At 46.8% G+C, this 12,742-nt stretch carries 10 protein-coding genes; 4 read left to right on the top strand and 6 right to left on the bottom strand.

Features of this window, described 5'->3' with window-relative positions; all coding sequences use genetic code 11:
• A complete protein-coding gene (gene zntR / locus SPUTW3181_RS02820) occupies positions 1-471 on the bottom strand; it encodes a Zn(2+)-responsive transcriptional regulator (RefSeq protein WP_011787926.1) in 471 nt (156 codons plus the stop codon).
• 337 nt (positions 472-808) lie between these two features.
• Between zntR and purH the strand changes: the two genes are divergently transcribed.
• From purH to SPUTW3181_RS02805, 3 genes are all read left to right on the top strand, one after another.
• Positions 809-2,440, top strand: a complete 1,632-nt coding sequence (purH, locus tag SPUTW3181_RS02815; protein ID WP_011787925.1) for a bifunctional phosphoribosylaminoimidazolecarboxamide formyltransferase/IMP cyclohydrolase — start codon at positions 809-811, stop codon at positions 2,438-2,440.
• A gap of 70 nt (positions 2,441-2,510) precedes the next feature.
• Positions 2,511-3,809 carry a phosphoribosylamine--glycine ligase gene (gene purD / locus SPUTW3181_RS02810; protein WP_011787924.1) on the top strand — a complete coding sequence of 433 codons (1,299 nt, stop codon included), beginning with the start codon at positions 2,511-2,513 and terminating at the stop codon, positions 3,807-3,809.
• A gap of 183 nt (positions 3,810-3,992) precedes the next feature.
• Positions 3,993-4,220, top strand: coding sequence for a hypothetical protein (locus SPUTW3181_RS02805; RefSeq protein ID WP_011787923.1), 228 nt, complete (start codon positions 3,993-3,995; stop codon positions 4,218-4,220).
• Between the two features lie 3 nt (positions 4,221-4,223).
• Here the strand turns inward: SPUTW3181_RS02805 and SPUTW3181_RS02800 are convergent, their stop codons facing one another.
• The 4 genes from SPUTW3181_RS02800 to SPUTW3181_RS22055 form a co-directional block, all read right to left on the bottom strand.
• Positions 4,224-5,027 carry an SDR family oxidoreductase gene (locus SPUTW3181_RS02800; RefSeq protein WP_011787922.1) on the bottom strand — a complete coding sequence of 268 codons (804 nt, stop codon included), beginning with the start codon at positions 5,025-5,027 and terminating at the stop codon, positions 4,224-4,226.
• Positions 5,028-5,103: 76 nt separating this feature from the next.
• The gene (locus tag SPUTW3181_RS02795; RefSeq protein ID WP_011787921.1) at positions 5,104-7,683 is read right to left on the bottom strand and encodes a putative bifunctional diguanylate cyclase/phosphodiesterase; all 2,580 of its coding nucleotides are present in this window, start codon (positions 7,681-7,683) and stop codon (positions 5,104-5,106) included.
• 312 nt (positions 7,684-7,995) lie between these two features.
• Positions 7,996-9,060 (bottom strand): uroporphyrinogen decarboxylase, encoded by a 1,065-nt coding sequence (gene hemE, locus SPUTW3181_RS02790; protein WP_011787920.1) that lies wholly within the window; start codon positions 9,058-9,060, stop codon positions 7,996-7,998.
• The gene (locus SPUTW3181_RS22055) at positions 9,041-9,421 is read right to left on the bottom strand and encodes a hypothetical protein (protein ID WP_014611439.1); all 381 of its coding nucleotides are present in this window, start codon (positions 9,419-9,421) and stop codon (positions 9,041-9,043) included. Before SPUTW3181_RS22055 ends, hemE begins: the two co-directional genes overlap by 20 nt.
• A gap of 96 nt (positions 9,422-9,517) precedes the next feature.
• On the opposite strand from SPUTW3181_RS22055, the gene SPUTW3181_RS02780 reads away from it, so the two are divergent.
• A complete protein-coding gene (locus SPUTW3181_RS02780; RefSeq protein WP_081429807.1) occupies positions 9,518-10,003 on the top strand; it encodes an Rsd/AlgQ family anti-sigma factor in 486 nt (161 codons plus the stop codon).
• Positions 10,004-10,081: 78 nt separating this feature from the next.
• Here SPUTW3181_RS02780 and acnB read toward each other — a convergent pair whose 3' ends face one another.
• Entirely contained in the window at positions 10,082-12,679 is a 2,598-nt protein-coding gene (gene acnB / locus SPUTW3181_RS02775; RefSeq protein ID WP_011787917.1) for a bifunctional aconitate hydratase 2/2-methylisocitrate dehydratase, read from the bottom strand.
• Positions 12,680-12,742 lie beyond the last annotated feature (63 nt).

Raw genomic sequence — 12,742 nt, 5'->3', positions numbered from 1 at the left:
TTAATTCCCTGACTTTTCTAGGGTTGTGGTGCAATCTGCACCATGATCATGCTCAACGCGTACTCGCTCGGTACTCGACTCCAGCGCTTCTAAAATCGAACAGTGTTCGGCGCTACGCGGCCCGCCACAGCAGGCATCCGACAGGCTCTGCAAACTGGTTTGAAAATGCAGTAACTCGGCAATCTTAACCTGCACCTGCGCCAACTTGAGGTCGACCATGCCTTTTACATCGGCACAAGCCCAGTTGGACTTGTCAAGATCGATAGACAACAGCTCGCTAATTTCACTCAAGGTAAAACCCACAGCCTTCGCCCGCAGGATAAAACGCAGCCGCGCAGCATCTGCCTCGGTATACACGCGATAACCAGACTCAGTGCGGCTCGAAGGCGCGAGTAGGCCGTGCTTCTCGTAAAACCTCAGCGTATCGGCCTTAACCTCACATAAATCGGCCAGCTCACCAATTCGATACATAGCTTTATCCTTTGCAAAGTTGACCTTAAGTTAACAATCTCAACTCAATAGGCGGAGTATAAACCTTGGAGCCTACTCCAAGGTCAAGGGGTATTTTTAATTTATACCGCACTCAGAAACCACTCCACTTTGTTCTGATATGAATATTGTGAAATCACGCAGAAAAAACACCCGTAAATGCCGTTTTACGGTAGAATACGCGCGCCGTGATGAAGGGATAAAAAGTTAGCGAATAACGCAAATAGGACCAAGGGGCTTTTGGAAAGCGGTACAGCACTAAGGCTGTTCTGTTTTCCGAAAGATCCTTGAAACTAAAATAACTGGACCCTGTACCCAAATGACTGCTGCAAATAATGCCAGACCCATTCGTCGCGCGCTGTTAAGCGTTTCAGATAAAACCGGAATTCTCGAGTTCGCCAAAGCACTTCACGCCCAAGGTGTAGAATTGTTATCGACTGGCGGCACCGCTCGCCTGTTAGCGGATAACGGCGTGCCTGTTATCGAAGTATCTGATTACACAGGACACCCTGAGATCATGGACGGTCGCGTTAAGACGCTGCACCCTAAAGTGCACGGCGGCATTTTAGCGCGCCGCGGTCTTGATGAAAGCGTGATGGCCGACAACAATATCAATGCCATCGATCTGGTTGCGGTTAACCTTTATCCCTTCGCTGAAACGGTCGCTAAAGCTGGTTGTACCTTAGAAGACGCTATCGAAAATATCGATATTGGCGGTCCAACTATGGTGCGCGCGGCGGCGAAAAACCATAAAGATGTGACTATCGTGGTGAATGCGGCCGATTACTCACGCGTTCTGGCTGAAATGACGGCTAACAATGGCAGCACCACCCATGCGACGCGTTTTGATTTAGCGATTGCCGCCTTTGAGCACACTGCGGGTTACGATGGTATGATCGCCAACTACTTCGGCACTATGGTTCCAATGCATAGGGTTCCAGCCCACAGCACGGACGAATGTTTCGAAGACTCCCTATCCGTTGATGGCTCAAAGTTCCCACGCACCTTCAACACTCAATTAGTGAAGAAACAAGATTTACGCTATGGCGAAAACAGCCATCAAAAAGCGGCTTTCTATGTTGACACTAAAATTGATGAAGCTTCTGTGGCTACCGCGATTCAGTTGCAAGGCAAAGCCTTGTCTTACAACAACATTGCCGATACTGATGCGGCCCTTGAGTGTGTAAAAGAGTTCAGTGAGCCCGCCTGCGTTATCGTTAAACACGCTAACCCTTGTGGTGTCGCACTCGGTAAAGACCTGCTGGACGCCTACAACCGCGCCTATCAAACTGACCCAACATCTGCTTTTGGCGGCATTATCGCCTTCAACGGCGAATTAGATGCCGAGACGGCCAGCGCTATCGTTGAGCGTCAATTCGTTGAAGTGATTATCGCCCCAAGCGTCAGCCAAGCGGCGCGCGATGTGATTGCGAAAAAGACCAACGTGCGTTTATTGGAATGTGGTCAGTGGAACACTAAGACCCAAACCTTAGACTACAAACGCGTTAACGGCGGCTTGTTAGTGCAAGATCGCGACCAAGGCATGGTTGGCTTAGACGACATTAAAGTCGTGACTAAGCGTCAACCCACAGAGAGTGAACTGAAAGACTTAATGTTCTGCTGGAAAGTGGCGAAGTTCGTTAAATCTAACGCCATCGTTTATGCCAAAGACGGCATGACTATCGGTGTCGGCGCTGGCCAAATGAGCCGCGTTTACAGCGCTAAAATCGCCGGCATCAAGGCCGCCGATGAAGGGCTAGAAGTGGTCAACTCAGTGATGGCCTCCGATGCCTTCTTCCCCTTCCGCGACGGTATCGATGCCGCTGCGGCGGCAGGCATTAGCTGCATCATTCAACCGGGTGGCTCAATGCGCGATGCTGAAATCATCGCTGCTGCAGACGAGCACGGCATGGCTATGGTGATGACAGGCATGCGCCACTTCCGTCATTGATAACAACTTAAATCAAACTTGGCCCTAGCGATTAGGGCCTTTTCCTTTGCGATATGTGGGAGTTTTAACCATGAAAGTGTTAATCATTGGTGGCGGCGGCCGCGAACATGCCCTAGCTTGGAAAGCCGCTCAATCGGCTCAAGTTGATACCGTTTATGTAGCACCGGGCAATGCGGGTACAGCCCTAGAACCTAATGTAGAGAATCTGGCCATCAGCGCCACCGACATCCCTGCTCTGCTCGATTTTGCCAAAACTAATCAGATTGAACTGACCATAGTCGGCCCTGAAGCGCCGCTCGTTATCGGTGTCGTCGATGCCTTCAACGCCGCAGGTTTAGCGATTTTTGGCCCAACTAAGGCGGCAGCGCAGCTTGAAGGTTCAAAAGCTTTCACTAAAGACTTTTTAGCCCGCCACAATATTCCAACGGCGGGTTATAAAAACTGCACTGAGATCAGCGATGCCAAAGCCTTCGTGCGTGAATTAACCGCCACCACTGGCTACCCTGTCGTCATCAAAGCCGACGGCTTAGCCGCGGGCAAAGGCGTGATCATTGCCCAAGACCAAGCCGAAGCCGATGCCGCTATCGATGACATGCTCGCCGGCAACAAGTTTGGCGAAGCGGGTTCGCGCGTGGTCATTGAAGAATTCCTTAAAGGTGAAGAAGCCAGCTTTATCGTCATGGTCGATGGTAAAAACATTCTGCCCATGGCCACCAGCCAAGATCATAAGGCCCGCGATAATGCCGACCATGGTCCAAATACCGGCGGCATGGGCGCTTACTCGCCAGCACCTGTGGTAACTCAAGCGGTACACGATTGGACTGTGGCCAACGTCATTCGCCCAACGGTTGATGGTATGGCGGCTGAAGGCAATGTCTACACAGGCTTCCTGTATGCGGGTTTGATGATAGCGCCCGATGGCAGTGCCAAAGTGCTCGAGTACAACTGCCGCTTCGGCGATCCCGAAACTCAGCCGATTATGATGCGCTTAAAGTCTGATTTAGTGGAACTTTGTTTAGCCGCCACCCGTGGCGAACTCGATAAAGTGACTGCCGAATACGACGAGCGTGCGGCCGTGGGGGTGGTATTAGCCGCAGGCGGTTATCCCGATGAGTATCGCAAAGGCGATGTGATCGACGGTTTAAGCCTTGGCGATAACAACGGCAAAGTCTTCCATGCGGGTACTGAGATGAAAGACGGCCATGTAGTCACTAATGGCGGCCGCGTATTGTGTGCAACAGCATTGGGTAATACAGTTACCGAAGCACAAAAAGCGGCCTATCTATTGGTCGATGAAATCCACTGGGATGATGTGTATTTCCGCACCGATATTGGCTACCGTGCCATTGCCCGTGAACAGCAGGGCTAGCAGTTAATCGACTTTAGCGCTGAATGAGAGCCGACTGTATATGTCGGCTTTTTTATCTCCAAATGATGGCTGTGAGCCGTTTAATTTTCACCCAAATGTGAACCAGAGCACACTCATAGAAGCGGATGGCGCGCAGTATCTAAGGTCTTGTTTCTCTTAGAATCAAAATAATGGGGTTAATATATGAGTTTTTCGATAAAAGATCTGATTTATCAAGGTGAAAAATCCGGTGTGCATAACTGGCAGACTCTCGAAGGTATGAGTTACTACTGGCACCCTGACTGGTTACATATTGCAGAAGATATGACAGGCCATAAGGCAACTGCAGCTATCGATATCAATGGGGAAAAGGCAACGCAAAGTGAGGCTGAACAAGCCATAGTCCAGCACCTTAATAACCGCGATAAATAGGTACTAACGCCCAGAAGCGATAGCCTTACGGGCAATTTTATCGATTATCCCTGGGGCTATCAACTTAAGCCAACGGCCAACACGGCCACGTAAGGATGTGATCAACAATCGATCTCGGGCGGTAATCACAGGCAGCATCATTTCAGCACATTGCTGCGCGGAGAGAATTTTTGATTCTTGCATGGGGGATTTGCCTAAGGGTTTACCTTTACCATCAAGCGCACGTTTGTGAATTTCTGACACAACAAAATCAGGACAAATTACCGTCACAGCGACGTTATCATCCGCTAATTCAATCCGTAAAGAATCGAAAAAACCAATCACAGCATGTTTAGAGGCAGCATAACCGCTACGAGTGGGAACGCCCGTCAAACCAGCCAAAGACGCGACTACAACTATTTGACCTTGACGAGACTTTAAATAGGGTAAGGCAGCATGGGTTAAGTAAACCGGACCAAGGTAATTCACCCTCATAATATCTTCAAGAACAGAGAGTTGGGTTAGTTCATCGAAGCGTGACCACATGGTCATACCTGCATTATTGATCAAGATATCAAGGTGCCCATAATGGGCTATGGAGGCAGTGATTAACGCTTCGCATTGTTCTTGGCTAGCGACATCAGCGGCAAAGACAAAGGGAGCTGGGCCATAATTGGCAATGTCTAAGGCGAGTGAGGCAAGCCGTATTTCATTGCGCGCACTCAGTACAAGTTGGCAACCGACACGGGCTAATGCCACCGCAAGGGCTCTACCTATTCCTTCAGAGGCGCCTGTAATAATGACGACTTTTCCAGTGAGTCCATCCATAACACTACCCTATGTTGCAAAAGCGTTAACCTAGAATCGGGTAAACTGACATAATCGGACTAAAAGCGCAAATTCATCATGCGCGTTGTGCTAAACCCATCTCATATTGCTCACGATACAAGCTGAGTGGTTGTGGGCGCCCTATTGCATACCCTTGGGCATAATTAATCCCTATAGTTTGTAACCTATCAATAATATCTTGATTTTCAACGAACTCAGCAACAGTTTCAATGCCCATCACACGGCAAACATCCTGAATCGATTTAACAATGGCGTAATCTTTAGCGTTTACGGCTAAGTTTTTGATAAAACAACCATCGATTTTCACATAATCCACAGGGAGTTCACGCAAGTAGCCGTAGGAGGCAAAACCACTACCAAAGTCATCCAACGCGAATGAAAAACCGAGTTTTCGTAACTGTTTGAGCATTTCCATGCCGCGGTTTCGATTTTGAATCGCCGTAGTTTCGGTAATTTCAAAACAAATACATTGGCTTGGAATATCAAATACCCTTTGCTGTTGGGCAATATATTCCACCATCCCTTCAGCACCAAGGCTATTGCCTGAAAGGTTAATTGAAATACAATGATCTGGCCACAGGACTGGATGTAAAGACAACCATAAAAAAGCCTTTCGGATCACTTCTTTATCTATTTCTGGCATCAGCTTAAATCGCTCTGCGGCAGCAATAAACTGTGCAGGGGCTAAAATGCGACCACAGGGTTCCTGTATTCGCAGTAGGATCTCCATCCGTTGCCGTTGTGGACCCGTTCCTAAGCCTCTAATAGGTTGGTAGTACAAAATAAGTTCATTTTCTTCAATGGCTTGAGCAATCCTTACCGCCCACTTAGGTGCATTTCGTTGGTAGGTGAGCTCTTTATCTTTATCATCATAAATATGGATTTGATTCGCCCCCTTCGCTTTAGCAGCAAGACAGGCAATATCAGCATCTTTCAACAACTCTTGGGCATTGATATAAGGTGCACGACCAAAGGCGACACCGATACTTAAGCCAACTTTATAATTGCAGTTTTTATCATTTAGCACTTGTAATGAGACTTGAGCACTGATCTGCTTTAACAACTGCACCACAGATAAAGCACTGCGATTACAAATCACTAAACCGAACTCATCCCCACCAATCCGCCCCAATAACTCCTGTGGACCAAGGCAGGCTTGCATCACTTTAGCAACCATGGCCAACATGCGATCCCCTGCCGCATGGCCACAACTGTCATTGATAAGCTTGAATTGCTCTAAATCGAGATAGCATACGGCAATGGCTTTGGCGTTGTCAGCAAAACTCAGCAGTCGCTCATCGAAGGCCTGACGGTTAAGCAGTAAAGTAATACTGTCAAAATCGGCTCTTTTTTGTAACTGGCGCTTCAGTAACTCTTCTTGAGTAATATCGCGTAATATCACTACGGTGCCGACGATTTCTTTATCGTGATTGCGTAGATTACTGATACTGCGCTCCATAATCCGAGGTGTAGCGGTTAATAACTTGATTTTCTCGACCTGTGGCGCAGTCTCTCCGAGACGAATACAGGTAAATACAGCCTGATTTAACTGTTCTCCTGCTTTTAATAAACTAGCAAGTGTCTGATTAATCGCATAACAACTTGCCATATTCAAAAGTGATTCTGCCCGAGGATTCATATAAATGACTCTGGCGTCCACATCGGTTAAAATGACCGCTTCGGCAATCGATTCTAAAGTGATTTTAGCTCGTTCTTTTTGCTGATAAATCCTCGCTAATAAACTATTCACTCGACTAGCCAGCACTTCTAATTCTTCATTACCGTCTGCGGTTACAGGCTGATAAACGCTCGCCATAGGATCGATTAACGCCAATTGTTGCATCAGATTCTTAAAAGGTTTGAGCAAACCTCTTCGTAACCAGATATAACCTAAACCAACAATAAAGACGCCAAGCAGAATAAAACCCATCGATACCCAATCGAGTTTAAATCTCACCTCTCGAAAAGGCCCATCGGAAAATTGAACTTGCAGATAAATGGGGGTGTTTTTTAATAAACTGGGAACTTCAATCACCTCACTGTGAACCCCTTCTATCGTTGGGAGCACCGAAGCTGCGTGACTCATAGACACCTTTGACACTAACAATGCCTGAGCATATTCAAGCAAATCGTTATCTGCCAAATGGCGCACAAGTAACACATACTGATTGGGAGCAGATTTTACCGCTGTAACGACATAAGCCTGATTACCAATTAAATATGCCCCTTCGACTCTTTGATCATCGGCCTCAGTCACCGCTGTCGCAATTTCCCGTAGGTTATCATTTGGAAAGGCTCGCTCATTAGGAAAGAAGGTCTGTAGCTCCCCCTGGCGTAAGATATACCAACTGAGATTGGCAGACATTGAACTAGCGTGCCAAGAGGATTCGAGATCTTTAAGCTGAGTATTGTCTAGCTGCGATAAAGGTAACGCATAGATATTGGTGAGAAAGCCCAAACGATCGACATCGATTTGGAATTGCTGCTGGATATTAGCAAGTTCACGGTTAGCACTGTCTTGACGTAATAACTCTACACGATGGTCATACCAACTACCTAAACAATAGGAGACTAAAACCACCGCTGGAAGACAAAAGCCCACTATAAATATCAGTATTTTCTTGCCAATGTGCATCTTTTACCACGGCTTATTAAGACTAAGGGCTTCGCACTATCCTTCACTGTGCCATGCAACATATCCCATTTACGAATAGTATTAAACATCACTTAGCTTTATCCGTTGCTAAAGTAAGCAATAGCATGCAATTAATTCTATTTTACCCTTTTGATTTAACGCATTAATTCATTAAATAAACACAGTAAAAACTTAATTCTGACTATCTGTTCCCAACTGGCTTAACTCAACACTAGCACTATTATCAATTTATCTTAAAGAGTAGACACAAAAAAACAGGCCCATTATGGGCCTGTTACAGAACACAACTTATTACTTATGGTATTGTTTTGATTGTGCATGTACAGCTTTAATAAAAGCACCAGCATGTTCAGGATCCACATGTTGATGGATACCATGCCCTAAGTTGAACACATGGCCAGTTCCTTCACCGTAACCCGCTAAGATTTGGCTCACTTCTTCTTCGATACGTGGAATTGGCGCATATAACATGGATGGATCCATATTGCCTTGCAGTGCCACTTTATGACCGACACGGCGACGAGCATCGGCAATATCAACTGTCCAATCTAAGCCTAAAGCATCACAACCGGTTTCAGCCATGGCTTCTAACCATAGACCGCCGCCCTTAGTGAATAGTGTGACAGGGACTTGGCGACCATCGGCGAAACGAGTCAGGCCATCAACAATTTTCTGCATATAGCGCAATGAGAATTCACGATAAGCCGTGTGCGATAACGCACCACCCCATGAGTCAAAAATCATTAATGACTGGGCACCGTTAGCCACTTGAGCATTCAAATACAAAATTACAGAATCAGCTAACTTATCAAGCAACATATGCAATGCAGCAGGCTCGGCGTAGGCCATCTTCTTGATTTTTTCGAAGGTTTTACTTGAACCACCTTCTACCATATAAGTCGCAAGCGTCCAAGGTGAACCAGAGAAACCAATTAATGGCACGGCACCATTTAACTCACGGCGAATCGTGCTCACAGCCTTCATCACATAACCGAGTTCATCCTCAGGATCTGGGATTGAAAGCTTTTTAATCGCATCGATAGTGTCTGTGGGGCGCTCAAAACGTGGACCTTCACCCGCCTCAAAATACAGACCTAAGCCCATAGCATCAGGCACTGTCAGAATATCGGAAAATAGAATAGCAGCATCAAGTTCATAACGACGCAATGGCTGCAAAGTCACTTCACAAGCTAATTCGTGGTTTTTACATAGAGACATAAAGTCACCCGCTTGTGCGCGAGTCGCTTTATATTCAGGGAGATAACGGCCAGCTTGACGCATCATCCAAACGGGGGTCATATCGACAGGCTGTTTTAGTAGGGCGCGTAAATAACGATCATTCTTTAATTCTGCCATTTGGCTTGATTCCTAGACTTATTGAGATCCGCTGGGTCGGTAGTTTAGCATTTACGCGAATAATGTAACCAATATGAGCTAATTTATGTGAGCTAATCCCCATCATTGACGTCCATTTAGCCAGTTCAATCCAAAATGTTAGCCAGATAACATACTGTTTAATAATCAAACCAGAAGTCACAGTCAGACAGAAAAAAGTTGCGCCAGTTCCCTGCCTTTGGTATAAAAAGTCTGCGCTAGCAAGAACAATCAAGAAGCTCGTCGCATCGAGCCTGCTATATACTTTACTCGCCCAACGATAGCTTTCTATCGTTGGGCTTTTTATTTCTATTTTTTCATACAAAACAGCCTGTTTGTTCATTTGGTTCTTTATCGCAAAAGCCAATAAAAAGGGTTGATCGAATCCAGACTTATCCCTACATTAGGATCATGTGCTAGCAGCTAAATGGAATGCATCATGCTGAGAAAACTTGAAAAGGCAGAACGAAAGTGGGGCGGTTCAAATAAGCTTATAGATCAATGGCTAGAAAATCGCCGCAAACTACTAGTGCATTATTGTCAGATTGCTGGCCTACCGCCCTACGGCAAATCCGAAAAATCTCTCCCCTCTTTAGAGCATGTTAAGTCCTTCTGTGATCTGTTAGTGGATTATGTTTCTGAAGGCCATTTTGAAGTGTACGACCAAGTCGTTACCGCCTGTGAAAAATTTGGTGCATCGAGTAAAACTTTAGCGCAACAAGTTCTACCAAAAATTACTCCTACCACAAGTGCGGCATTAGATTTTAATGATAAATATGCCGAAGCTCAGGATGATCATGTCTTATATCAACTCGATAAAGACTTATCTGACCTTGCCCATACCATGGAAACCCGTTTTGAACTTGAGGATGAACTCCTTGAGGTCCTGTATAACAAGCATTCAGAGCAAACCCAACAGGTATAATTCATCCCACAACGAATGCTCTTTTTCAGACAATAAAAAAGCCAGCGTAAGCTGGCTTTTTTATTTTATATCAATTAATTACACTGCAGTCTGGAAGATCACTTCCGCTGCTTTTTTCGTGTAAGAATCGATTTGGTCGAAGTTCAAGTAACGGTAAGTGTCAGCCGCCGTAGCATCCAACTCTTTCGCGTATTCTTGGTATTCTTCAACCGTTGGCAGACGACCCAATAGCGCTGCAACTGCCGCTAATTCCGCAGAAGCTAAGTAAACATTCGCGCCTGTACCTAAACGGTTAGGGAAGTTACGGGTAGAAGTCGACACCACGGTTGCACCTTCGGCCACACGTGCTTGGTTACCCATACACAGTGAACAGCCAGGGATCTCGATACGCGCACCGACGCGACCAAAAATCGCGTAATAGCCTTCTTCGGTCAGTTGATCTCTGTCCATCTTAGTCGGTGGCGCAATCCACAGACGCGTTGGCAATGTCTTAGCGAACTTGTCTAACATCTTACCAGTCGCACGGAAGTGACCAATGTTAGTCATACAAGAACCGACAAACACTTCGTCAATCTTCGTTTGCGCAACAGATGACAGTAATACTGCATCGTCTGGATCGTTAGGCGCACACAGGATTGGCTCTTTGATCTCGTTCAGATCGATTTCGATTACTGCAGCATACTCGGCATCTTTATCGGCGCTCATCAGTTCAGGATTCGCTAACCACTCTTGCATGCCTTTGATACGACGCTCTATCGTACGACGATCACCGTAGCCTTCGGCGATCATCCACTTCAGCATAGTGATGTTCGAGTTCAGGTATTCGATGATTGGCTCTTTGTCTAACTTGATAGTACAACCCGCTGCAGAGCGTTCTGCTGATGCATCAGACAGTTCGAATGCCTGTTCAACTTTCAGGGATTCTAAGCCTTCGATTTCCAGTACACGACCAGAGAAGATGTTCACTTTACCTTTCTTCTCAACGGTCAGCATCCCGAGCTCAATGGCTTTAAGCGGGATAGCATGCACCAGATCACGCAGTGTGATACCCGGTTGCATTTGGCCCTTGAAGCGCACTAATACGGATTCAGGCATGTCGAGCGGCATAACGCCAGTCGCGGCAGCAAACGCCACTAAGCCAGAACCTGCTGGGAATGAAATGCCGATAGGGAAACGCGTATGTGAGTCACCACCAGTACCGACTGTATCTGGTAGCAGCATACGGTTTAACCATGAGTGGATAACACCGTCACCTGGGCGCAGTGATACACCACCACGGTTCATAATGAAGTCTGGCAGCGTATGATGTGTGTTAACATCAACTGGCTTTGGATAGGCCGCTGTGTGGCAAAATGACTGCATCGTCAAATCGGCACTGAAACCTAAACAAGCTAAATCTTTTAGCTCGTCGCGGGTCATAGGACCTGTAGTATCCTGTGAGCCCACAGACGTCATCTTAGGTTCGCAGTATTGGCCAGGACGCACACCCGCTACGCCGCATGCTTTACCGACCATCTTCTGCGCCAGCGTGTAACCTTTACCTGTATCGGCGACATCCTGTGGACGTACGAATACATCAGATGCTGGTAAGCCTAAGACTTCACGAGCCTTGTCAGTTAAGCCGCGACCAATGATCAGTGGAATACGGCCACCTGCACGGACTTCGTCTAACAAGACTTCTGTTTTTAAGCTGAATTCTGAAATGACTTCATCGCTGCCGTGGCGCTTAACAATGCCAGCATAGGGGTAAATGTCGATAACATCGCCCATTTCCATTTTGCTCACGTCAAGCTCAATTGGCAGGGCGCCCGCATCTTCCATCGTGTTGAAGAAAATCGGCGCAATTTTACCGCCTAAACAGAAACCACCAGCACGTTTGTTAGGGACGAATGGAATATCATCGCCCATAAACCACAGCACTGAGTTAGTCGCTGACTTACGCGATGAACCCGTACCCACAACGTCACCCACATACACCAATGGGAAACCTTTGGTTTTCAGTTCGTCTAATTTCTTGATTGGACCTACGCTACCAGGTACATCAGGCTCGATACCGTCGCGGGCGTTTTTCAGCATCGCTAACGCGTGCAATGGGATATCAGGACGTGACCAAGCATCGGGCGCTGGAGACAAGTCATCGGTGTTGGTTTCACCAGAGACTTTGAATACTGTCAGGGTCACTTTGTCCGCTAATTTTGGACGGCTTAAGTACCAGTCTGCATTCGCCCAAGCTTCAACCACTTGCTTAGCAAACTCATTACCTGCTTCCATTTTCTCAACCACATCGTGGAAAGAGTCAAACATCAGTAGGGTATGAGCTAGGGCTTTAACGGCCAATGGTGCGAGGGCTGGATTATCCAACTGCGCGATCAGAGGTTCAATGTTATAGCCACCTTGCATAGTGCCTAATAACTCGGTAGCACGCTCAGCAGATAGGATGGGTGAAGTCACAGAGCCTTTGGCAACCGCATCTAAGAAGGCCGCTTTCACATAAGCCGCTTCATCAACACCGGGGGGAATTCGATTTTCGAGCAGGTCAAGGATAAAAGCCTCTTCACCTGCGGGTGGGGTTTGAACCAATTTAACCAGTTCAGCCACTTGATGTGCATCTAATGGCTTAGGGACTACGCCCTCTGCAGCACGTTCTGCGACGTGTTTACGATATGCTTCTAGCACGGCAACATTCCTCTTTGTTTGGCGCTCTAACAACGAAACTGCACGTCTTCTTTATTGAAGCTG

The organism is Shewanella sp. W3-18-1 (genome assembly GCF_000015185.1).
In the GTDB taxonomy this organism is placed as follows: Bacteria; Pseudomonadota; Gammaproteobacteria; order Enterobacterales; family Shewanellaceae; genus Shewanella; species Shewanella putrefaciens.
The sequence above is the reverse complement of the archived record's forward strand: the minus strand, read 5'-3'. Positions and strand labels throughout refer to the sequence as shown.

Bases quoted from the DNA above. Each gene is read 5' to 3' on its own strand.
- zntR (WP_011787926.1), bottom strand. From the start codon at position 471: ATGTATCGAATTGGTGAGCTGGCCGATTTATGTGAGGTTAAGGCCGAT.
- purH (WP_011787925.1), top strand. From the start codon at position 809: ATGACTGCTGCAAATAATGCCAGACCCATTCGTCGCGCGCTGTTAAGC.
- purD (WP_011787924.1), top strand. From the start codon at position 2,511: ATGAAAGTGTTAATCATTGGTGGCGGCGGCCGCGAACATGCCCTAGCT.
- SPUTW3181_RS02805 (WP_011787923.1), top strand. From the start codon at position 3,993: ATGAGTTTTTCGATAAAAGATCTGATTTATCAAGGTGAAAAATCCGGT.
- SPUTW3181_RS02800 (WP_011787922.1), bottom strand. From the start codon at position 5,027: ATGGATGGACTCACTGGAAAAGTCGTCATTATTACAGGCGCCTCTGAA.
- SPUTW3181_RS02795 (WP_011787921.1), bottom strand. From the start codon at position 7,683: ATGCACATTGGCAAGAAAATACTGATATTTATAGTGGGCTTTTGTCTT.
- hemE (WP_011787920.1), bottom strand. From the start codon at position 9,060: ATGGCAGAATTAAAGAATGATCGTTATTTACGCGCCCTACTAAAACAG.
- SPUTW3181_RS22055 (WP_014611439.1), bottom strand. From the start codon at position 9,421: ATGAACAAACAGGCTGTTTTGTATGAAAAAATAGAAATAAAAAGCCCA.
- SPUTW3181_RS02780 (WP_081429807.1), top strand. From the start codon at position 9,518: ATGCTGAGAAAACTTGAAAAGGCAGAACGAAAGTGGGGCGGTTCAAAT.